The organism is Facivitalis istanbulensis (assembly GCF_040560405.1).
GTDB classification, from domain to species: domain Bacteria; phylum Pseudomonadota; class Alphaproteobacteria; order Sphingomonadales; family Sphingomonadaceae; genus Sphingomonas; species Sphingomonas istanbulensis.
Genome location: NZ_JAVSCQ010000010.1, coordinates 80,931 through 101,050, shown reverse-complemented (window position 1 = coordinate 101,050; position 20,120 = coordinate 80,931). Strand labels below are relative to the sequence as shown.

At 67.1% G+C, this 20,120-nt stretch carries 24 protein-coding genes, 1 tRNA gene and 1 pseudogene; 6 read left to right on the top strand and 20 right to left on the bottom strand.

The annotated features are described in order from the left end of the window. Window positions 1-108 (top strand): annotated as a pseudogene (locus RN629_RS08655) (IS5-like element IS711 family transposase); the annotation flags it as partial. 13 nt (window positions 109-121) lie between these two features. Here RN629_RS08655 and dinB read toward each other — a convergent pair. The 15 genes from dinB to RN629_RS08580 form a co-directional block, all read right to left on the bottom strand. Further along, window positions 122-1,192 (bottom strand): DNA polymerase IV, encoded by a 1,071-nt coding sequence (dinB, locus tag RN629_RS08650; protein WP_407034855.1) that lies wholly within the window; start codon window positions 1,190-1,192, stop codon window positions 122-124. A 93-nt stretch (window positions 1,193-1,285) separates the two neighbouring features. Further along, complete coding sequence (locus RN629_RS08645) at window positions 1,286-1,879, bottom strand: response regulator transcription factor (RefSeq protein WP_407034854.1); 594 nt, start codon at window positions 1,877-1,879, stop codon at window positions 1,286-1,288. Further along, window positions 1,872-3,392, bottom strand: coding sequence for an ATP-binding protein (locus tag RN629_RS08640; protein WP_407034853.1), 1,521 nt, complete (start codon window positions 3,390-3,392; stop codon window positions 1,872-1,874). Before RN629_RS08640 ends, RN629_RS08645 begins: the two co-directional genes overlap by 8 nt. A gap of 368 nt (window positions 3,393-3,760) precedes the next feature. Beyond that, window positions 3,761-3,836: transfer RNA gene (locus RN629_RS08635), tRNA-Phe, on the bottom strand. Between the two features lie 31 nt (window positions 3,837-3,867). Further along, complete coding sequence (locus RN629_RS08630) at window positions 3,868-4,035, bottom strand: DNA gyrase inhibitor YacG (protein ID WP_407034852.1); 168 nt, start codon at window positions 4,033-4,035, stop codon at window positions 3,868-3,870. Continuing rightward, window positions 4,032-4,985, bottom strand: a complete 954-nt coding sequence (locus tag RN629_RS08625) for a ribonuclease (protein WP_407034851.1) — start codon at window positions 4,983-4,985, stop codon at window positions 4,032-4,034. Before RN629_RS08625 ends, RN629_RS08630 begins: the two co-directional genes overlap by 4 nt. Next, on the bottom strand, window positions 4,978-5,547 hold the full coding sequence (locus RN629_RS08620; protein WP_407034850.1) for a Maf family protein: 570 nt from the start codon (window positions 5,545-5,547) through the stop codon (window positions 4,978-4,980). The genes RN629_RS08625 and RN629_RS08620 overlap by 8 nt, the downstream gene beginning before the upstream one ends. Before the next feature lie 14 nt (window positions 5,548-5,561). Then, entirely contained in the window at window positions 5,562-5,780 is a 219-nt protein-coding gene (gene infA / locus RN629_RS08615; RefSeq protein WP_007403889.1) for a translation initiation factor IF-1, read from the bottom strand. 166 nt (window positions 5,781-5,946) lie between these two features. Then, window positions 5,947-7,932: an alpha/beta hydrolase family protein gene (locus RN629_RS08610; protein ID WP_407034849.1), complete on the bottom strand. Its 1,986-nt coding sequence runs from the start codon at window positions 7,930-7,932 to the stop codon at window positions 5,947-5,949. Between the two features lie 86 nt (window positions 7,933-8,018). Next, on the bottom strand, window positions 8,019-8,924 hold the full coding sequence (gene thiL / locus RN629_RS08605) for a thiamine-phosphate kinase (protein ID WP_407034848.1): 906 nt from the start codon (window positions 8,922-8,924) through the stop codon (window positions 8,019-8,021). A 10-nt stretch (window positions 8,925-8,934) separates the two neighbouring features. Further along, window positions 8,935-9,390, bottom strand: a complete 456-nt coding sequence (gene nusB, locus RN629_RS08600) for a transcription antitermination factor NusB (RefSeq protein ID WP_407034847.1) — start codon at window positions 9,388-9,390, stop codon at window positions 8,935-8,937. Window positions 9,391-9,510: 120 nt separating this feature from the next. Beyond that, window positions 9,511-9,933, bottom strand: coding sequence for an aminoglycoside 6'-N-acetyltransferase (gene aac(6') / locus RN629_RS08595; protein WP_407034862.1), 423 nt, complete (start codon window positions 9,931-9,933; stop codon window positions 9,511-9,513). Further along, window positions 9,933-11,228: a histidinol dehydrogenase gene (gene hisD, locus RN629_RS08590; protein ID WP_407034846.1), complete on the bottom strand. Its 1,296-nt coding sequence runs from the start codon at window positions 11,226-11,228 to the stop codon at window positions 9,933-9,935. Before hisD ends, aac(6') begins: the two co-directional genes overlap by 1 nt. Then, on the bottom strand, window positions 11,225-11,887 hold the full coding sequence (hisG, locus tag RN629_RS08585) for an ATP phosphoribosyltransferase (RefSeq protein ID WP_407034845.1): 663 nt from the start codon (window positions 11,885-11,887) through the stop codon (window positions 11,225-11,227). Before hisG ends, hisD begins: the two co-directional genes overlap by 4 nt. A gap of 47 nt (window positions 11,888-11,934) precedes the next feature. Continuing rightward, window positions 11,935-12,642 (bottom strand): murein L,D-transpeptidase catalytic domain family protein, encoded by a 708-nt coding sequence (locus RN629_RS08580; RefSeq protein ID WP_407034844.1) that lies wholly within the window; start codon window positions 12,640-12,642, stop codon window positions 11,935-11,937. Between the two features lie 208 nt (window positions 12,643-12,850). On the opposite strand from RN629_RS08580, the gene RN629_RS08575 reads away from it, so the two are divergent. Next, entirely contained in the window at window positions 12,851-13,456 is a 606-nt protein-coding gene (locus tag RN629_RS08575; protein WP_407034843.1) for a L,D-transpeptidase family protein, read from the top strand. A 68-nt stretch (window positions 13,457-13,524) separates the two neighbouring features. On the opposite strand, the gene RN629_RS08570 is transcribed toward RN629_RS08575, so the two are convergent. Both RN629_RS08570 and ykgO read right to left on the bottom strand, forming a co-directional pair. Next, complete coding sequence (locus RN629_RS08570) at window positions 13,525-14,157, bottom strand: HAD family hydrolase (protein WP_407034861.1); 633 nt, start codon at window positions 14,155-14,157, stop codon at window positions 13,525-13,527. Between the two features lie 26 nt (window positions 14,158-14,183). Beyond that, window positions 14,184-14,309: a type B 50S ribosomal protein L36 gene (gene ykgO / locus RN629_RS08565; RefSeq protein WP_003046794.1), complete on the bottom strand. Its 126-nt coding sequence runs from the start codon at window positions 14,307-14,309 to the stop codon at window positions 14,184-14,186. A gap of 189 nt (window positions 14,310-14,498) precedes the next feature. On the opposite strand from ykgO, the gene RN629_RS08560 reads away from it, so the two are divergent. Both RN629_RS08560 and RN629_RS08555 read left to right on the top strand, forming a co-directional pair. Next, on the top strand, window positions 14,499-15,116 hold the full coding sequence (locus RN629_RS08560; protein WP_407034842.1) for a DUF4136 domain-containing protein: 618 nt from the start codon (window positions 14,499-14,501) through the stop codon (window positions 15,114-15,116). A 4-nt stretch (window positions 15,117-15,120) separates the two neighbouring features. Then, complete coding sequence (locus RN629_RS08555; RefSeq protein ID WP_407034841.1) at window positions 15,121-16,227, top strand: M14 family metallopeptidase; 1,107 nt, start codon at window positions 15,121-15,123, stop codon at window positions 16,225-16,227. A gap of 100 nt (window positions 16,228-16,327) precedes the next feature. On the opposite strand, the gene pgmG is transcribed toward RN629_RS08555, so the two are convergent. From pgmG to RN629_RS08540, 3 genes are read right to left on the bottom strand one after another with little or no spacing between them, the layout of a single operon-like run. Then, complete coding sequence (pgmG, locus tag RN629_RS08550; RefSeq protein WP_407034840.1) at window positions 16,328-17,701, bottom strand: phosphoglucomutase/phosphomannomutase PgmG; 1,374 nt, start codon at window positions 17,699-17,701, stop codon at window positions 16,328-16,330. Next, window positions 17,694-17,975: a J domain-containing protein gene (locus RN629_RS08545; RefSeq protein WP_407034839.1), complete on the bottom strand. Its 282-nt coding sequence runs from the start codon at window positions 17,973-17,975 to the stop codon at window positions 17,694-17,696. Before RN629_RS08545 ends, pgmG begins: the two co-directional genes overlap by 8 nt. Before the next feature lie 22 nt (window positions 17,976-17,997). After that, entirely contained in the window at window positions 17,998-18,819 is an 822-nt protein-coding gene (locus RN629_RS08540; RefSeq protein ID WP_407034838.1) for a division plane positioning ATPase MipZ, read from the bottom strand. Window positions 18,820-18,894: 75 nt separating this feature from the next. Here RN629_RS08540 and panC point away from each other — a divergent pair, with 75 nt between their 5' ends. Together panC and RN629_RS08530 are read left to right on the top strand one after the other, a co-directional pair. Beyond that, a complete protein-coding gene (gene panC, locus RN629_RS08535; RefSeq protein ID WP_407034837.1) occupies window positions 18,895-19,737 on the top strand; it encodes a pantoate--beta-alanine ligase in 843 nt (280 codons plus the stop codon). A gap of 72 nt (window positions 19,738-19,809) precedes the next feature. Next, complete coding sequence (locus RN629_RS08530; RefSeq protein WP_407034836.1) at window positions 19,810-20,115, top strand: hypothetical protein; 306 nt, start codon at window positions 19,810-19,812, stop codon at window positions 20,113-20,115. The last annotated feature ends 5 nt before the right edge of the window (window positions 20,116-20,120 follow it).

The window sequence follows — 20,120 nt, the reverse complement described above, 5'->3', positions numbered from 1 at the left end:
TTCAACAAGCTCAAGCGCTTCCGCCGTATCGCCCTGCGCTGCGAGAAAACCATCGCCGCCTTCATGGGCTTCGTTCACCTCGCATGCGCCATGATCTGGCTACGATAAATGCAGACAAAGCCTAGGCGAAGATCGGCAGTTCGCCCGCGGGCGCGGGGCTTGCGTCGACGAAGTTGGAAACGGTCACGCCGACCAGCCGGATGCCCTTTTCCGGCGGCAGGACGGTTCGGATGAGGTCGAGCGCGGATCGACGCAGCACCTCGCGGTGCGTTATGGCTGTCGGCTGGCTGCGGCTGCGCGTGATCTGTTGAAAGTCGCCATATTTCACCTTGACGGTCACGGTGCGGCCGAACGCCTGGCGCCCCTCGCACCATGCCCACACATCGTCCGCCATGCGCACCACCCCCGCCTCGATCTCGTCCGGTGCCAGCAGGTCGCGATCGAAGGTCGTCTCCGAACCCGATGATTTGCGGACCCGGTTCGGATTGACCGGCCGGTCGTCCTCGCCCCGTGCGATCGCGTGATACCATGGGGCCGAGTTGCCGAAGTGGCGTTGCAGGAACGCCAGCGATCTGGATCGGAGGTCGGCGCCGGTCTCGATGCCGAGCCGCTTCATCTTCTCCGCCGTCACCGGCCCCACGCCGTGGAAGCGACTGACCGGCAGCGTCTCCACCCAGGCCGCGCCCATGTCCGGCGTCACCGCGAACTGGCCGTTGGGCTTGCGATGGTCGGACGCCAGCTTGGCGAGGAACTTGTTGTAGGAGATGCCGGCCGAGGCGGTCAGCCCGGTTTCGGCCAGGATCTCGGCCCGGATCGCCTTGGCGGTGCGCCACGCCGTTCCCAGCCCCTGCCGGTCGTCGGTCACGTCGAGATAAGCCTCGTCGAGCGAGAGCGGCTGGATCAGGTCGGTATAGCGCGCGAAGATCGCGTGGATCTGGCGTGAAACCTCGCGATAGACGTCAAACCGGGGCGGCACGAAGACGAGATCGGGGCAGCGCCTGAGCGCTGTGACCGACGGAAGCGCCGACCGAACGCCGAACCGTCGCGCTTCATAGCTGGCCGCCGCGACCACGCCGCGCGCCGCGGCATGCCCGACCGCGACGGGACGTCCGCGAAGCGCAGGATCGTCGCGCTGTTCCACCGATGCGTAGAAGGCGTCCATGTCGACATGGATGATCTTTCGCGTGACCATGGGCACGGTCTTATCGCATTGAGAACGAAATGGGAACATGGGCGGTGATGGCTGTCGATCGCGCCGCGCCGATCCGGCAAGGGGTGTCGCGCGCTATCCCATGTCCCTGACCAGCGCGATCAGATCCTCGACGCTGCTGGTCGCGGTCTTGGCCATGACGGCGGCGCGGTGATCCTCGATCGTCTTGATACTGAGTTCCAGCGTGGCGGCGATCCGCTTGTTGCTCATGCCCGCCGCGAGCAGGTCGAGAACCTGTCTTTCCCGCGCCGTCAGGCGATCCATGCGCAGCAACGCGGCCCCGCGCCGCCTGCTCCATGCGACCCCCTCGGCGATGGCGGCGAGCAACCGCTCTTCGTCGAGCGGTTTTTCCAGATAATCCAGCCCGCCATATCGCCGCACGGCATCCACGGCGTTGGCGGTGGTGGGCCATGCCGTCATGAAGATGATCGCCACCGCCGGATTGCGGGCGCGCAGCGATTCCGCCAATGCGAACCCGTCCATCTCACCCATCATGATGTCGGTGACGACGCACTGGCATTCTTGCCGGGCGCAGGCGTCCAGCATCCTGTCCGGCGCGACGAAGGATTCCGCCTGATAGCCATGACGGATCAGGAGCCGGGCGACCGCCGCGCCCAGATCGTCGTCATCGTCCACGACATGGATGACGGCTGGTGGGGTCTCACGCATGATGGGCCTCGATGGTTGGCAGGCGCACGGTATGGCGGATCAGGTCGTCCCGCCCATCCTCGCGGATCACGGTGCCGCCATGGGCCATGATGATCGCCCGTGCGATCAGGCTGCCCACGCCGAATCCGCCCGAATCCGCAACGCCATGCGCATGGGGGTTGGCGATCAGGATGCTCGCGCCCTGGGCATCGGTCGTCAGGCGGATCGTGATCGGACCAGCGGGAGACGCGCTGATCGCGTTGCGGACGAGATTGAGAAAGGCCTGGGTCAGCTCGATTTCCTGGCCCATCACGAAAATGGCCGCCTCGGGTACGGCCAGTTGAACCCGGCCCGGCTTTCCGCCGGTTTCCCCGAGGGCCAATCGCATCGCCTCGCCCAGCAGCAGGCCCAGCGCCAGCGGCGATGGTTCGTCCACGGCGCGCCCGCCGAAGCGGCGCAGGCGGCGGATCATCGTGGACAATATCTCGACCTTGCGCGCAATCAACGCGGCGCTTCTCGCATATTCCGTATCGCCCTGGCTGATCGCGGCGAGATGACGGCTTTCGATCGCCAGCGTGGACAGCGGCTGGCTGATTTCATGGATCACCGCCACCGACATGGCGCGCAGGGTCTTCAGCCGTTCGGCCTGGAACAGCAGTCGGTCGCGGCGGGCGATGACCGCCTGCGCGGCGCGTTGGGCGTCGGTATAGCTGCCCGCCAGATAGGCCGAGACGGCGGCGACGGCCAATCCGATGTGAAGCCCGATCTGCCTGGGAATATCCGGCACCGTGGCGGACCAGAATAGCGTCACGCCACTGGACAGGATGATGGCGATCCACGCCACCTTGCTGCCATAGCGCAGGCCCAGCCATGTCATCGACAACATGATGGGCATCAGCCGGAGATCGGGCATCAACAGGGCCAGCGACCATCCCATTGCGAATACGATGCCGGCCTGCCGCAGATCGGGCCAGGACAGCCGCAACTCGCGCAGCCTTTCTTTGCCTTCGCACAGCCATAGCAGGAAGGGCGCGACGATCAGAACGCCCAGCATGTCCCCCAGCAGGAATACGGATGTCGGCAGCAAGGTCGTCGCGCTGTCGGAATGCGACGACACCCATCCCCATCCGCCCCGGACCAGCGCGCTGACCGTGGGGGCCAGCATGGCGGCAAGCCCGAGCGACAAGGGCGCCGCCGCCTGTTCCGACGCGTTGCGCCGTCCCTCATGCCTTATGATCGCAATGACCAGGCCGGTGGTGAGGGAGGGCAGGGTGACGTTGACCACCATCTCCAGCGAGAGGGGTTCATGGGCGACGACGGTCGACAACAGGCTCTGCACGATCAGATCGGCGGCGGCGACGGGCAATGTCCATCGCGCGCCATGGCGCCAGAGCAGGGCGAACCTGATGCCGGCGGCGGGATACCACAGGCTGAAAAGATAGGCTCCGTCCCATATGCCCGCGATTTCGTGGCTGATGCCGAAAGCGACCAGATAGGCGAGCCATAGCCGCAGGGATGATCCCGATGGACTCAAGGATGGACCGCGCGCCCAGGGGGGATTGCCAATGGCCATAGACGGATCGGCCAATCACATTTTTCAGAGTGTCAGCAATCCGGGAAATGCGCGGATAGCATATTTCGCTCTATCAAGGTCGGGGCGAAGCGGCGCGGCATTGCGGCGCTGTTGCGGACTTGAGGTCGGGCGTGACCTTTCCACTTCGGGCTGCATATTTGCCGCAAGCCATAGCGTGCCGGCGTCAACGATGAGGGGGCACCGTGCCGCGACCCATTCGCCACAATAGTGGCGCGACAAGACGGCTCAAAACCTGTCTGAAGGACGAAAGATTGTAGGAAAAGCGTGCGCTGGTGCAGTCCTGAACGACACGGTTACCAGCAAAAAGATGGTGCCCAAGGGCGGGATCGAACCACCGACACTGCGATTTTCAGTCGCATGCTCTACCAACTGAGCTACTTGGGCCCACACCGCGATCGCGATTGGAGGGGTGCCTTTACGGGTGGTTTCCGCCCATGTCCAGTCCCTCGTCCTCATTTTCTTTGACCGGGATTCGATATCCTTCGCCCAGCCATTGGAGGAGGTCGCGATCCCTGCATCCGCGCGAGCAGAAGGGCGCGTGGTCGGCGGCGGCAGGCTTGTCGCAGATCGGACAAATGGTCATGGGCGTCGTTCCAGTTGCAGCGGCCGACCTGTCCGGCGCGCGATTTCGTCGCGCCAGTCGGGCCTGGCCATCAATCGATCGTAAACGGACCCCGGCACCGGGTGAATGGTCGCGGGGCCGGGCGGTTCGCGTTCCCATTGACGCAGCAGCGCCCGCGCCTGCGCGCCCGCCGGATCGCTCGCCAGCCGTTCGGGAATCGAGGCGCGCGGACGTGGGCGGACGATCTGGAGAAAGCCGAAGCCGTTGACCGCCGTCCGCTCGAAGGGGAGGGGCAGCGCCGCGTCGAGCGCCTCCGCCACCGCCTGGCGCGGTCCCTTGCCCTCCAGCGTCGGGAAATCGATCCCGATCGACCCGCCGATCCCGTGGCGCAGGATCGCCGCCGCGACTGCGCGCACCGCCGCGATCGCCAGTGGCTCGTGCGGGGGCGAGCCGTCGACATCGAACAGGGTCATGGCGGGGGTCGGCGTCATCCGCAGTGCGCCCACGCCGAACCCGATCTCGCCCGTCATCGCTTCGTCGAGCAGTTCGGACCAGCCCGCGGCTTCCAGATCATCGGGCTGATGCGCGCGCATGTCGCGGACCGCGACGCCGGTGGCGGCGATCCGCGCGCGCAGATCGGGGCCGGGACCGATCACGCCCGCGTCGGGGGCCATCTGCGCCTTGGGCAGTTTCGGGCGGCCGCGTTCGGGGATCGCCTCCCGCGTGATGATGACGGTCAGCGCCGCGCCCTGCGTCATGCCTTTGGGAACGGGCGCGAGCAGCACGTCGCCGCCGACCGCCAGCGTCACCCGGCCCTGGCGACCGGGCAGCAGCTCGACCAGCCGTCCGGGCGCGACCGTGCCGACGGTCAGCGTTCCGGCGGGTTCGATCGCGGCCTGGACGATCCGGCCATCCGCGATCAGCGCGGCGCGGGCCTCGCCGATCCCGGCCTCATACAGCCATTCAGACAAGCGCGAGCCCGGCGGCCTTCAGCAGCGCGCGCGTCTCGAACAGGGGCAGGCCGATCACGCCCGAATGGCTGCCCTGCAAAAAGCGGACAAAGGCCTCGGCCCGCCCCTGAATGGCATAGCCGCCCGCCTTGCCCAGCCCCTCGCCACAGGCGATATAGGCATCGATCTCCTCTTCGGAGAGCGGCTTGAACGCGACGATGGTGTCGGCGATCCGGGTTCGGACCGTGCCGTCGGCCGCGACGACGCACACCGCCGACAGCGCATGATGCCGCCGCCCGGACAGCAGGCGCAGCAGCTTGCGCTGCACGTCTTCGGTCTCGGCGGGGGGCAGGATGCGACGACCGAGCGCGATGGTGGTGTCGCCCGCGATGACGACTTCGCCCTCCGCGCGCTCCACCGCATTGGCCTTCTCCACCGCAAGGCGCAGGGCATAGACACGCGGCGTTTCGCGGGGCGCGGGCGTTTCGTCGATATCGGGCGCGGCGATGCGGTCGGGCACGACCCCGATCCGCGCCAGCAGATCGCGGCGGCGCGGCGAGGAGGATGCAAGGACGAGCGGCATAATGGGCCGTTCGCTCACTTGAAGCGGTAGGTGATCCGGCCCTTGGTCAGGTCATATGGCGTCAGCTCGACCAGAACTTCGTCGCCGACCAGCACACGGATACGGTTCTTGCGCATCTTGCCCGCCGTATGCCCCAGGATCTCGTGATCATTCTCGAGCTGGACGCGGAACATGGCGTTGGGGAGGAGTTCCACAACGCGGCCGCGCATCTCGAGCAGTTCTTCCTTGGCCAAAAAATACCTCGGTTCGTCTTGTTTTAGGGTATGTCGAAGAGGCGCCGCCATAGCCGCAATGGGCCCAAAAGGAAAGGCGCGCCGATTCCGACCGGAATATGGGCAAGCGGGGAGGGTTCGGCAAGCCTTCCCTCCCCCGGTCGACGGGCCCGCGCCGACGCGGATGTCAGGCCGGGTTATACTTGGCGAGGAACGCCGCCATCGCCTTCAGGAATTCCAGCCGGTCCTCCGCGCGGGTGAAGTGATGGTCGGCCAGCGGCTGTTCGATATAGTCATAGGGCTTGCCCGCCGCCTTCAACGCCGCGACCATCATCCGCGACTGGTTGACCGGCACGCGCCGATCCTCCTTGCCATGGACGATCAGCAGCGGGATCGACACGCTCGCCGCCCCGAAACGCGGCGACACGGCGCGATAGTCGGGGGCCTGTTTGTGCAGCCAGTCGGCGCGCGTCCGGTTGAACAGGAAGCGCGAGTCGTAGCGCTGGATCGCCTGCAGGTCGGACACGCCCGCATAGGATATCGCGCAGCGATACATCGCCCCGTCGCGCTGCGCCGCGCGCATCGCGGCATAGCCGCCATAGGAGGCGCCGACCATGCACACCCGCTTGGGATCGGCGATCCCCTGCCCGGCGAGATAGGTGACCGCGTCGTTCAGGTCGTCCTGCATCTTCAGGCCCCATTCGCCCTCGCCCTTCTTGGCAAAGGCGGTGCCATAGCCCGAGGAGCCGCGATAATTGGGCCGGATCACCGCATAGCCCAGTTCGGCCAGATACTGGGTCCACCAGTCCCAGCTTTCCGAATCGCGGGCAAAGGGGCCGCCATGCGGGAGGACGATCAGCGGCAGGTTCTTGTCGCCCCGCCCGCGCGGCATGGTCAGCACCGCCTCGATCGATGTCCCGTCGCGCGCGGGGTAGCGCAGCGAACGGACCGGCGACAGGCGACGGCCCTTGAGCTGGCCGTTGTTCCAGCTCAGCCACTGCATGGTGCCGAACGCGCTGTCCCAGTAATAGAGCGCCCCCGCCTGGGACGGGCCGCCCACCTCGACCAGGAAACGGCTGCGGTCGCGGTTCCAGGACACGATCTCGGCCCGGCGCGGGGCGACGGCCTTGTCGACCTCCTCCTGCAATTCCTTCAGCCGCGGATCGAGCCAGGCGTCATGATAGGAGCGGTCGGTGTAGCGGATCGCCGATACGTCATCCCCCGACTCGTTCGCGATGATGCCGTCGATATCGTAATCGGTGACGGCGCTGATCTTCTTGCCCAGCTTCAGGTCGGGCAGCGACACCTCGTACAGCGCGTCGAAACCGTCATCGTCGCTGATCGCCAGCGCGCTGCCATCGGCGCGAAAGATGCTGGGGGTGACGATCGTCTCCGCCTTGCGGCCATCGGCCCGGGCGATCGTCTGGAACGAGTCGGCGTTGGACTTGCGGTAGAGCAGGCTGGTGCGGCGGGTGTCGTCATTATAGCGCACGCCCATGCGCAACTGGCCGTGGCTGTCGGCATGCCAGTCCCACACATCGGTCTGCCCGGCGATGATCCGCTTCACCCGACCGGTCGAGACATCGGCCTCGTAGACCGACGGATAGACCTCGTTCATCTCGTAGATGCCGGTCGACTTGGCGAACAGGATGCGCGGGCTCCCGTCCCTGGCCGTCCACAACACATCATCGGCGCGGAAGCCCGAATTGCCCCAGTCGATGCGGATCGTCTTGGTCATGTCGGCCCGGATGCCCAGCATCCGCGTGATATAATAATCCTCGCCCTGGATCGACTGTTGCGCGCCCAGCCCGATCACCAGCCATTCGTCGTTGATCCAGCGCCACCAGTTCACGTCCGTCTTGTCGTTGAGCGCGGCAAGCGCGGGCTTGCCATGGCCCTTGATGAGGGGGGCCACCATCAGAAACTGCTTGCCGTCGATCGCGCGCTTGGCGGCGATGCGGGTGCCGTCGGGCGACAGCGTCGGGCCTTCGAATTCGGGCAGGACGGCAAAGGCCTCGACCGGCACCGGGCCGTCGGCGGCCTTGTCCGCGGCCTTGTTCGCGGGTTGCGCGGGCGCGCGCTCGGCCGGTTTGTCCTGGGTCATCCCCGCCAGCGGCACCATCGCCAGGGCAAGCAGCGACGCGCCCAGAATCCGCGACACACGGTCCTTCATGGTCATAATCCCCCCAATACCGGACATGCTCCCTGCGCCCGGCCCGACATGGGGATAGCATTGCCGCGTGGCCGCCGGAAAGGCGTTCAGTCGCGTCCGCCGTGCTGGAATCCCAGATGTCGGGGAAGCGGCACCGGACCCTTCGCGTCGGTGAGGGTCAGGCCTTGGCCCGCTCCGAACCGCCCGATGCGGGTGGCGGGAACCGGGGGCGTGCGGTCCGGCGCGAGCGCGAAGAGCAGTTCATAATCGTCCCCGGCGGTGGCCGCCGCCAGCCGCGCGGGCCGATCCTCGCCGCCAAAGGCGCGCGCGGCGGGAGACAAGGGGATGGCGTCCAGGTCGATCGTGACGGCCACGCCGCTGGCCTGTGCCATGCGGCGGGCATCGATCAGCACGCCGTCGGACACGTCCATCATCGCCTGGACGACCGGCGCCAGCGCGCGTCCCTCGACCAGGCGGGGCAGGGGACGGCGATAGGCGTCGCGCAGCGCCTCCGGCCCCGCTTCGCCCATCGCGATCCGAAGGCCCAGCCCGGCATCGCCGATGGTCCCGGTGACCCAGAGCATGTCCCCCGCACGCGCGCCGTCGCGCGCCGGGGCGGGCGCGTCGCGCCCCAGCGCGGTCAGCGTCAGCACGCGCGCGCCGCGCAGCGATATCGTATCGCCGCCGATCAGCCGCGCGGCGTAACGCGTCAGCACCGCGTCGAGCCCGGCGAGAAACGCCGTGTCCCAATCGGAATCGCCGAGCGGATAGTTGAGCAGCACTCCCTCGACCGCTGCTCCTTTGGCAGCAAGGTCGGAGAGATTGGTCGCCACCAGCTTCCACGCGACGTCGCCGGGCGGATCGGTGGGCAGGAAATGCACGCCTTCGACCAGCGTGTCGGTGGTGATGACCAGCGGGGCGGCGTCGATCACCGCGCTGTCATCGACCAGCCCGCGCGCTCCGGGATGGAGCGGCAGGCGGCGTAGCGCGGCGATGAACTCCGCCTCGGTCATCGGCGGGGGCTCAGGCCCGCGCGACCTTGGCGATCGCGTCGAGCAGGCCGTTGACGAAGCCCGATTCGCGCTTTTCGTAAAAGGCGTGGGCGACATCGACATATTCGCTGATGACCGCGCCCACGGGCACGTCGCGACGCGCGAGCAGTTCATAGGTGCCCGCGCGCAGGATCGCCTTCATCGGCCGGTCGAGCCGGTTCAGCGTCCAGCCCGAGGCCAGCTTGCCCTCGATCATCCGGTCGATCTCGCCCAGCCGGGCATGGACGCCCTTGACGATATCGTCGAAGAAATCGGTGTCGGCATCGGCATATTCGACATCCTCGATGGTCGCGCCGATGCGGTGATTGTGGAATTCATGCAGCAGCGCCGCCAGCGGGGTCTGCTCCATGTCATGCTGATAGAGCGCCTGAACGGCGGCAAGGCGCGCGGCGGCGCGCGCCTGGGTACGGGCGATTGGACGAGTCATTGGCGGGCCTTTACGCGCCTGTCACCGATCCGTCACGTCCTTTGGAGGTCCGGGACTGAGGCGGGCCCCTTGATTCTGCTCGGTCTGATCGGAACGTGGCCAAGGGCGAGGGACGGCACCTTATAATGGCTGGCGGAAATAGACCACGCGCTCGGTCTCCACGAACCCCAGCGCGTGGTGCATCGCGTGACTTTGCACATTGTCCAGTTCGGCGTCCGATGCGAATTCGGTGCAGCCCTGCGCGCGGCCCCATTCCGCCACCGTCGCGACCAGCGCCCGCGCCACACCGCGCCGTCGGTAATCGGGCGCGGTGCAGAGACCTTCCAGGAACAGTATCGGCGACGTGTCGCAACCATTGACATAATCCCGCCGGATCGCCGCCTCGGCGAAACCGATCACGCGATCGCCGTCACGGGCAAGGAAGGCGCCTCCGCCCGCCAGAAGATCGGCGACCGCTTCGGGATCGCCCTCCTCCTCGCCCCAGAGGGCCATCCGCAGCGCCAGCCATCCGTCCAGATATGCCGGCGTCGCGGGCGTGACGATCACCGGTTGAGCCGCAGCCGGAGCGCGACCGACCTGGCGTGGGCGGGCAGCCCCTCGGCATGGGCCAGTGCCATCGTCGCCGGGCCCAGCTCGGCGAGCGCGGTCTCGGTCAGTCCCAGGAAGCTGGTCCGCTTCATGAAATCGAGCACCGACAGCCCGCTGGCGAAGCGCGCCCGGCGCCCGGTCGGCAGGACATGGTTCGGCCCGGCGACATAATCGCCGATCGCTTCGGGCGTGTGACGGCCGAGAAAGACCGAACCCGCATGGCGCAGCCGGTCGAACAGGGCCTGCGGATCGTCCACCGCCAGTTCCAGATGCTCGGGCGCGAGCCGGTCGACCAGCGGCATCGCGGCCTCCAGCGACTCGACCAGGATGATCGCGCCATTCGCGTCCCAGGCGGTGCGCGCGACGCTGGCGGTCGCCAGTTCGGGAATCTGCCGGTCGACCGCGTCGGCGACCCGCGCGGCGAAGTCCGCATCGTCGGTGAACAGGATCGACTGGGTGACGGTGTCATGCTCGGCCTGGCTCAGCAGGTCGGCGGCGATCCAGTCGGGATCGTTCCTGCCGTCGGCGACCACCGCGATCTCGGACGGGCCAGCCACCATGTCGATGCCGACCATGCCATATACCTGGCGCTTGGCCTCCGCGACCCAGGCATTGCCGGGGCCGGTGACGACATCGACCCGCTGGATGCGCCCGGCGCCATAGGCCAGCGCGCCGATCGCCTGCGCCCCGCCGATCCGCCACACCTCGTCCACGCCCGCCAGATGCGCGGCGGCGAGCACCAGCGGGTTGATCTCGCCCCTGGGCGTCGGCGTGACCATCACCAGCCGCTCGACGCCCGCGACCTTGGCGGGGATCGCGTTCATCAACAGCGAGGACGGATAGGCCGCACGGCCGCCGGGGACATAGAGGCCCGCCGCATCCACCGCCGTCCAGCGCGCGCCCAGACGGACGCCCTGCGCATCGACATAGTCGCTGTCGGCCGGCTTCTGCTTTTCGTGATAGGCGCGAATCCGCGTGGCGGCGAGATCGAGCGCATGGCGCAGTTCGGGCTCCAGCGCCGCATAGGCCGCGCGGCAGGTGGCGGGCTCGATCCGCCAGCCGGTGTCTGCCAGGTCATGGCCGTCAAACTGCCGGGTGAAGGCCGCGACCGCCGCTTCGCCATCGTCGCGGACGGCGCGCAGGATGACCTGCACATCGCGCGCGACATCGGCATCGCTTTCGCGCCGCGCATCGACCAGTTCGTCAAAGGCCGCCGCGAACCCCGCGTCCCGCGTATCGAGCCGGATCATGCCGTTTCCCTTTCGGCCACGGCGCGGCGGAACGCCTCGACCAGCGGCACCACTTGCGGCCTGGTCTTCATCGCGGCGCGGTTGACGACCAGGCGCGAGGTGACCTCCTCGATCACCTCCACCTCGACCAGCCCGTTTTCCTTCAGCGTGCGGCCCGACGACACCAGGTCGACGATGCGCGGTGCCAGGCCCAGCGTGGGGGCCAACTCCATCGCGCCGTTCAGCTTGACGCATTCGGCCTGCACCCCGCGGCGGGCGAAGTGGCGGCTGGTGATATGCGGATATTTGGTCGCGACGCGGACATGGCTCCACCCGCGCGGATCGTCGCCCTCGGCCATGGCGGCGGGCTCGGCGACCGAGATGCGGCAATGGCCGATCTTCAGGTCGACCGGCGCGTAAAGCTCGGAATAGCCGAATTCGGACAGCACGTCCGATCCGACGATGCCGAGCTGCGCCGCGCCATGCGCGACGAAGGTGGCGACGTCGAAGGCACGGACGCGGATCAGCTCGATGCCGGGGACATCGGTGGCGAAGCGCAGCGCGCGGCTGTCCTTGTCGGTGAAGGCCGGTTCGGGCCGGATGCCGGCGGCGGCGAGCAGCGGCAGCGCCTCGGCAAGAATACGTCCCTTGGGGACGGCGATGATGAGCGGCTGGACCATGAGGATCGGGGGCTTACCGGCCCCCACGGCCCTTCGCAACGGCAGGATTACACCTTGGCGGCGTAGATCATCCGGCCGGGGCCCAGATTGGCGAAGACGCGGTCGAGTTCCTGCTCGCCCACCGCGAAGCAACCCTGGCTGCGGCCCAGCATCCCGTGCTTGGAAATCATCTCGCGATTGGCATACCACGCCGAATGGACGACGATGGCACGGCCCAACGCATTGTCGTTGGTCGGGTCCAGTCCGATCAGCCGCTGGGACCGGCCATGCCGGCCGACATAATAATTGTCGGTCAGGAAGGCGCCCTCGCTGCTGGCGTTGGAATTGAACGCGTTGGAGAAATGCTGGACATAGCCACTGTGCGACGGGTCGGACCCGCTGCCGTGCGCGACCAGCAGCGACTGGCTCCGGCCGCTGACCAGATCGACCAGGTGCAGGCGTGGTTCGGACGAGCCGACCGCGAAATCGACGATCGCCATGCGGTCGCGATGGTCGACGCGCGAGCCATGGCGTTGCAGCGCGGCCAGCGCCTGCCGGAACAGCGCCGGGCGCACGACGCGCGGCGAAGCGAGCATCGGCGTGGCGGACACGGTCGGATGGCTGGGAACCGGCGGCTGGCGTGTCGGCCGCAGATCACCCGAGGTCAGGCGTCGCTGGGCATGGGCCGCCCCCGGTACGATCAAGGCCCCGGCCATGACCAACGCGTTCTTCACCACCGCACGCCGAGCCGGCGTCGCGCTCAGATAATCCTGCATCGTGATCCTTCAGCCCCAAGAACTCCCGCGACTCCGATATAGCGGAAACTGCCCGGTTTTTCTGCCGGGCCACGGGTCGGTTGATCGCTTCGTTCCATCGATTCGGCGCGAGTTCCGTGGATTTTGCGCCGGATGCAAAAATATTTGGTTGGCACGAATAGTAGCTTGACGCGTTTAAAAAACTATGAACCCGTCAAGGAAAATCGAGATGAGGGCGCTCGTTGCCGGCGCGCTGCTGGGTGCGACGATGCTGGGCTTCGCCGCGCCGGCCCGCGCCGCGGAGGATGGCCCGGCGACCGCCACGATCGCACAGGCCGCTGCCGCGCTCGCGCCGAATCGCTATGTCTGGACCGATCCGCTGGCGCAGGCGGTGGACCCGGTGACCCAGCCGGTCACCGTGGTCATCAGCCTGCCGATGCAGCGCGCTTATGTCTATCGCGGCGACACGATGATCGCGGCGGCGTCGGTATCGACGGGCAGGGATGGCAAGGATACGCCGGTCGGCATCTTCCCCATCCTGCAAAAGCGCGAAATGCATCGCAGCAACCTGTACAATGATGCGCCCATGCCCTTCATGCAGCGGCTGACCTGGGACGGGGTGGCGTTGCATGCGGGGAAGAATCCGGGTTTTCCCGATTCGCATGGCTGCATCCGGCTGCCGGCCAGCTTCGCCCGCAAGCTGTTTGCGATCACCGCGATCGGCACCAATGTCGTGGTGACCGACGAGATGGTGGGGGAGCATCTCGATCCGATGCTGTTGCAGACCGATGCGATGCGCGCCAATCAGACGCAATTGGCATCGACGGCAGGGTAAGCCGGAGCGCTGGCTTCTTTCTGGGCTGGCTTCTTACTGGCCAGATCGCGCTGCGCGGCGATCATCGCTCAGCCGGGGATCAGGCCCCAGTCGCGCAATTGGGGGCGCACACTGTCTTCCCCGTTGAAGTGCAGCGCGTTGATTCCGAGCGCCCGCGCCGCATCGATATTGGCCTGGCTGTCGTCGATGAACACCGCCTGGTGCGGCTCCAGCCCGAATCGGGCGAGCGCCAGACGGTAGATGGCGGGATCGGGCTTCACCAGCTTCTCTTCGCCCGACACGACGATGGCGCGGAAGCGGTCGAACAGCGCGGCCTCGCGCGCCCGGAAAGGCGGCCAGAATTCATGGCTGAAGTTCGTGATCGCGAACAGCGGCACGCCCGCCGAATCGAGTTCGGCGACCAGTTCGTGCATACCGGGGACCGGATCGCCGATGCTGTCGTTGAACCGCGGGCCCCAGGCCGCGATCAACGCACGATGCTCGGGGAACCGCGCGATCAACTCGGCGGATGTGTCGGCGAAGGCACGCCCGGCATCATGCTGGAAATGCCATTCGGTCGTGACGACATCGCGCACAAATGCATCGAGCGCCCGATCATCCGCGATCAGGCGCCGATACAGGATCCGGGGATCCCAGTCATATAGGACGCGACCGACGTCGAAAATGACGGCGGTCGGCCGATCGGAACGCTCGACGGTCATCATGGCCGCGCGGGCGTTCGCGGGGATCAGCCCTGGCGCGCCTTGAAGCGACGGTTGGTCTTGTTGATGACGTAGGTGCGGCCGCGACGGCGGATCACGCGGTTGTCCCGGTGGCGATCCTTGAGCGACTTCAGGGAATTGCGGATCTTCATGATCGATTCGCTTCTTTTGAACTGGAGGGTGATCTGGAAAGCGTCGCCGCCTAGTGGCAATGCGCGCCGAAGTCAAGATTGGCGCATGATATGCGGGCCGGGAACCACGCGCCCTCTTCCGTCGCCGGATCAACGACCATATGTCGTGCGTTGCCCATCCGTAACATCTTACCCCAAGGTGCCCTTCCCATGAACGCTCGCTCGCTCCTGATCCTCGCGGCCGCAGCCGGTACGCTTGCCGCCTGTTCCACCACTGGCGGACGCCTGCCGCCGACCGACGTGATCCGCTATCATCTGGGCGAACCGATCGCACGCGGCACCGTCCGGGTCGAGCCGCTGTCGAACACCGGCCCGGCGAGCATCGAGTTCAAGACCTATGCCGCCGCGGTCGAGACCGCGTTGCTGCACAATGGCTATACGCTGCCGCAGGGCGATGCCCAGCCCGATTTCATCGCCACCGTTGCCTTCACCCGCGCCAACCGGCTGGGCCCGCCGCGTCCCTCGCCCTTTTCCGTCGGGCTGGGCGGCGGCAGCTTCTCGGGCGGTCGCGGCGGCGGGGTCGGCCTGGGCGGTGGGGTGAGCTTCCCGATCGGCAAGGGGCGTCCGCAGGAGATCATCGGCACCGAGCTGTCGGTCCAGATCAAGCGCCGCGTCGACCAGTCGCCGATCTGGGAAGGCAGCGCGCGCAATATCGCGCCGGTCGAGGCGATCGCCCGGGTCGATGCCCAGGCGCAGGCGGCCAAGCTGGCCAACGCCCTCTTCACCAAATTCCCCGGTGAGTCGGGCCGCACGATCGAGGTGAAGTGAACCGATGACACCGACCATCAACGCCGCCTTCGACGGCGGCAATATCCGCGTCGTGGCGATCGACGGCGACCGGGTCGATCTGGAGATCGTGCCGGACAAGAATTCGGATTTCTACCAGTGGTTCTATTTCCGCGTCGGCGGCGTGAAGGGGCGCAAGCTGCACTTCCGCATCCTGAACGGCGCCGATTCGGCTTTTCCGGGCGGCTGGCCGGGCTATCATGTGCGCGCCTCGACCGACCGGCAGGACTGGCGCATGACGCCGACGAGCTATGCCGACGGTGTGATCGCCTGGGATTGGGAAGGCGAATCGGACCTGGTCTGGTTCGCCTATTTCGAGCCCTATACGATGGAGCGGCACCATGATCTGGTCGCGCGGATCGCGGCGAGCGGCGTCCATCACGAAGAGATCGGGCAGACGCTGGACGGCCAGCCGATCGATTATTTCCGGCTGGGCGAAGGCCCGAAGCAGGTGTGGCTCTATGCCCGCCAGCATCCGGGCGAATCGATGGCCGAATGGTGGATGGAGGGTGCGCTCGACTGGCTGACCAGCCCGGCGGCGGCCGAGCTGCTGGCGGCGGCGACCGTGCATGTCGTGCCCAACATGAACCCGGACGGCACGCGGCGCGGGCATTTGCGGACCAATGCGGTGGGAGTGAACCTCAACCGCGAATGGCACACCCCGACCGCCGAACGCAGTCCCGAGGTGTTGTGCGTGCGCGACCGCATGGACCGGACCGGCGTCGATTTCGCGATCGACGTGCATGGCGACGAGGCCATCCCGGCGAACTTCATCGCGGGGTTCGAGGGGATACCGGGCTGGACCGAGGAGCGTGGCGCCAAATTCTATGAATTCGGCCGCCGCCTCGCGGCGCACACGCCCGATTTCCAGACCCAGATGGGCTATGACAGGTCCGGGCCGGGGCAGGCCAATCTGGCGATGTCGACCAACCAGTTGGCCGAGCGGTTCGGCGCGGTGTCGGTGACGCTGGAAATGCCATTCAAGGATCATGATCCCAGCCCGGACGCGGTCCATGGCTGGTCGGGCGCGCGCTCGGCCAGGCTGGGTGTGTCGTGCCTGGAGGTGCTGACCGGGATGATCGGAGAGATCTGATACGTCGTGAGGGGCGGGGGCTTTGGTCCTCGCCCCTTGTTGGGGGATGGGATGCCCGTCTCCCGCGCCTTCGATACGAGTCGAAAGGCCGCGCCGGCCCCTATCGCTGTACCCCTTGCGCGGCGAGATAGCGGTCCAGCTCCGCCAGCACCCGTTCCAGCCCGGCGGCATCGCCCGATTCGGCGCGCACGGTCAGGGCGGCTTGCGTGTTGGAGGCGCGGAGCAACCACCAGCCATCGGGCGTCCGCACCCGGACGCCATCGATCTCGTTCACCGGCGCGCGATCGGCCCGCAACGCGGCGGCGACGCGATAGACGATGGCGAACTTGTCCGCCTCGGCCACCATGATCCGCGTTTCGGGAATATCGACCATCGCGGGCATGGCCGTGCGCAGCTCGGTCATCGACCGGCCTGCCAGATGCACCGCGCGGATCAGGCGGATCGCGGCGTAATGCGCATCGTCAAAGCCATACCATTCGCCGGCGAAGAACATATGGCCCGACATCTCGCCGCCCAATGGCGCGCGCGTCTCGACCATCTTGGTCTTCATCAGGCTATGGCCGGTCTTCCACATCACCGGCCGGCCGCCCAGCCGTTCGATATGGTCGAACAGTGCCTGGCTGGCCTTCACGTCCGCGACGATCGGCGCGCCGGGATGCTCCGCGAGCGCAGGGCCCGCCAGCAGCATCAGTATCTGGTCGCCCCACAGGACCCGCCCCTGTCCGTCGACCGCACCGATCCGATCGCCATCGCCGTCGAAAGCGAATCCGAAATCGAGCTGCTTCTCGGCGACCAGCGCCTTCAGCGCCTCTAGATTCGCCTCGACCGTCGGATCGGGGTGATGATGCGGGAAATGACCGTCCATATCGGTGAACAGCGTGTGATGCTCACCCGGCAGGCGCTGGACCAGCTTTTCGATGACGGGGCCCGCCGCGCCGCTGCCGCAGTCCCAGCCGATGCGATAGCGGCCGCCCGCATAGCCGGCCATCAGCCGGTCGACATAGGCGTCGAGAATGTCGTGATCCTCCACCCGCCCCGTGCCGTCGGTCCAGTCGCGCGCGGCCGCCATCCGCGCCAGATCCTGCACATCCTCGCCAAAAAAGGGGCGATGGCGCAGCACCATCTTGAAGCCATTGTCGTCGCGGGGGTTGTGGCTGCCCGTTACCTGTACGGCGCCATCCACCCCTAGCGTCGCTTCGGCGAAATAGACCATCGGCGTGGGGCCGATGCCGAGCCGGACGACATCGACGCCGCTGTCGGTCAGCCCTTCGACCAGCGCCGCGGCGAGTGCCGGGGAACTGAGCCGCCCGTCGCGCCCGACCGCGACCCGGGAGCCGCCCGCGCGCCGCACGCGGGTCGCGAAGCCGCGCCCGACCGCATAGGCGGCCCCTTCGTCCAGAGTCTCGGGCACCGTGCCGCGGACGTCATATTCGCGGCAGGCGCTGGGATGGATCGCCGCGCCACGCTCAGCCAAGGCGGCGGTCCAGCAACAGGTCGCGCGCGGCGTTCACCCGCCGCGTCAGATCGGCCGAGCCGCCGCGATCGGGATGAACCTGCGTCACCAGCCGCCGATGCGCCTGGCGGACCGCTTCGGCGTCCGCGTCCTGTGGCAGCCCCAGCACCGCCAGCGCCTCGACCTCGTCGCGGGGCAGGCGGGGGCGCGGCGCGGGGCGGCGTGCGGCCCGGGTCGGGCGCGGCATATATTTCCACACCAGCCAGATGACGAGCAGCGCGACCAGCCACTTCACGCCGGCGAATCCTCGGGTCCGGTCACGCGGCACTGGGCGCGACATTGTCCTTCGCGCCCGTTTCGGCCCAGCTTTCGGGCAATTGCAGTGCCGCCATCATCTCGCGCAGTTCCTGCCGTGCGGCGACATGGCCCAGCCCCATCGCGCCGAATTCCCTGGCATCGATCATGGTCAGGCCGTTGGGGAACATCTCGCGATAGATGACGCGCTCGCCCAGCCCCGGAATGACGCGGAAGCCGACCCGGCGCGACAGATCGAGCAGCGCGTCCGACACGCGGCGCATGTTGCGCGCCTCGATATGCTGCAACCGGTTGCGCAGCACGACCCAGTCGATGGTGGTGCCGTCGGCCCGTGCCCGCTGCTTGCGCGCATCCCAGATCAATTCGGAATAGAAGCTGGGGCGGGTGACCTGGAAACTCTCCGGGTCGACCTGGCCGATCAGGTCGAAATCGACGAAGCTGTCGTTCATCGGCGTGACCAGCGTGTTGGACAGCGCCGCCGCGGTCCGCGCGAAATGATCGTCGCGCCCCGGCGTGTCGACGATCAGGAAATCGGCGCCCTGCGACAGGCCGAACCAGAGTTCCTCGAACCCCTCCTCGGTCTGGCTGTCGTGAGTCGCATGGATCGGCATGGGCAGCGCATGGCCCGTCCGCTTGATGGTTTCGGCGCGATTGTCGAGATAGCGCCCGACGGTCCGCTGGCGATGGTCCAGGTCGAGACACGCCACCTTCGCCCCCTTGGCGGCCAGTGCGATCGCCACATGGACGGCCGTGGTCGATTTCCCCGTTCCGCCCTTTTCGTTGGCGAACACAATCACATGTGCAGAAGATGGCCGCTCCGGCAATTCGTCGCTTCCTTATTGATCCCCGTTCCTTCCCTTCATAGAAGCCCTCGGCGTGGGGAACGAGGGGTAAAATCAGTGGAAGTCATTCGGGATCGCGAAGCTTTGGTCGCCGCGCTGGACGCGTTGCGGGCCGATGGCGGGCGCGTCGCGTTCGTGCCCACCATGGGCGCGCTTCATGCGGGGCATGTCGCCCTGATTGAAGCGGCCAAGCGTCCGGGCACCCGGGTGGTCGCCTCGATCTTCGTGAATCCGACGCAGTTCGGGGCGGGCGAGGATCTGGGCCGTTATCCCCGGCGTGAACAATCCGATCTGCGAATGCTGACCGAGGCGGGCTGCGACCTGGTGTGGATGCCCAGCGTCGAGGTCATGTATCCGGAAGGCCATGCGACCACCATCCATGTCGCGGGCGTCAGCGAGGGCTTTGACGGCGAGACGCGTCCCGGCCATTTCGATGGCGTCGCCACCGTCGTCGCCAAGCTGTTCAACCAGGTCCGCCCCGATGTCGCCTATTTCGGCGAGAAGGATTTTCAGCAGCTTGCGGTGATTCGCCGCATGGTCGCCGACCTGGATTTCGGGATCGAGGTGATCGGCGTGCCGACGCAGCGCGACGATGACGGATTGGCCCTGTCCTCGCGCAACATTTATCTGGACGAGGAGCAGCGCGGCAAGGCGGTGGCGCTGCCGCGCGCGCTGGGCGTTGCCGCGCGGGCGATCGGGCGGGGCGAGGATGTCGCCACCGTCCTGGCCGATGCGCGCGCGACCCTGACCGCCGCGGGGTTCGAGATCGATTATATGGCGCTGGCCGATTCGGAGACGCTGGTTCCCGATCCGGCCGCCGATCGCCCCCGCCGGTTGCTCGCCGCGGCTCGTATGGGGTCGACACGCCTGATCGATAACATCGCTATTACAGACGGTTAATCCGTTAACCATATTGTGACTCTTGGGGCCCTAGCCTGATGCTGAACATGGGGATGTTCAACGGAGGGAAACATGGCCAATGGTAGCAAGAGCGCACAGTTCCTGATGGAAAGCCGGCTCGCCGATGCGATGGCGAGCCAGGACGGCGCGACCCTGTATGATCTGGGCGTCGCCTATTCGACCGGTTCGGGCGGTTGCCGTTTCGATCTGATCGAGGCGCACAAATGGTTCAATCTGGCGGCGGTCGCCGGGTTCCTGCCCGCGCAGATCGCCCGGTCCGAAATCGCCGAGACCATGACCGCGCGGGAAATCGCCGAGGCGCAGCGTCAGGCGCGGGCCTTCCTCCATGGCGACATCGCGCAGATGCGCGCGGCCTGATCGCC

Bases quoted from the DNA above. Each gene is read 5' to 3' on its own strand.
- RN629_RS08530 (WP_407034836.1), top strand. From the start codon at position 19,810: ATGGCCAATGGTAGCAAGAGCGCACAGTTCCTGATGGAAAGCCGGCTC.
- RN629_RS08570 (WP_407034861.1), bottom strand. From the start codon at position 14,157: ATGACCGTCGAGCGTTCCGATCGGCCGACCGCCGTCATTTTCGACGTC.
- hisG (WP_407034845.1), bottom strand. From the start codon at position 11,887: ATGGTCCAGCCGCTCATCATCGCCGTCCCCAAGGGACGTATTCTTGCC.
- RN629_RS08620 (WP_407034850.1), bottom strand. From the start codon at position 5,547: ATGCCGCTCGTCCTTGCATCCTCCTCGCCGCGCCGCCGCGATCTGCTG.
- thiL (WP_407034848.1), bottom strand. From the start codon at position 8,924: ATGACCGAGGCGGAGTTCATCGCCGCGCTACGCCGCCTGCCGCTCCAT.
- RN629_RS08560 (WP_407034842.1), top strand. From the start codon at position 14,499: ATGAACGCTCGCTCGCTCCTGATCCTCGCGGCCGCAGCCGGTACGCTT.
- RN629_RS08630 (WP_407034852.1), bottom strand. From the start codon at position 4,035: ATGACCATTTGTCCGATCTGCGACAAGCCTGCCGCCGCCGACCACGCG.
- ykgO (WP_003046794.1), bottom strand. From the start codon at position 14,309: ATGAAGATCCGCAATTCCCTGAAGTCGCTCAAGGATCGCCACCGGGAC.
- RN629_RS08555 (WP_407034841.1), top strand. From the start codon at position 15,121: ATGACACCGACCATCAACGCCGCCTTCGACGGCGGCAATATCCGCGTC.
- RN629_RS08645 (WP_407034854.1), bottom strand. From the start codon at position 1,879: ATGCGTGAGACCCCACCAGCCGTCATCCATGTCGTGGACGATGACGAC.
- dinB (WP_407034855.1), bottom strand. From the start codon at position 1,192: ATGGTCACGCGAAAGATCATCCATGTCGACATGGACGCCTTCTACGCA.
- nusB (WP_407034847.1), bottom strand. From the start codon at position 9,390: ATGACTCGTCCAATCGCCCGTACCCAGGCGCGCGCCGCCGCGCGCCTT.
- RN629_RS08575 (WP_407034843.1), top strand. From the start codon at position 12,851: ATGAGGGCGCTCGTTGCCGGCGCGCTGCTGGGTGCGACGATGCTGGGC.
- RN629_RS08610 (WP_407034849.1), bottom strand. From the start codon at position 7,932: ATGAAGGACCGTGTGTCGCGGATTCTGGGCGCGTCGCTGCTTGCCCTG.
- RN629_RS08580 (WP_407034844.1), bottom strand. From the start codon at position 12,642: ATGCAGGATTATCTGAGCGCGACGCCGGCTCGGCGTGCGGTGGTGAAG.
- hisD (WP_407034846.1), bottom strand. From the start codon at position 11,228: ATGATCCGGCTCGATACGCGGGACGCGGGGTTCGCGGCGGCCTTTGAC.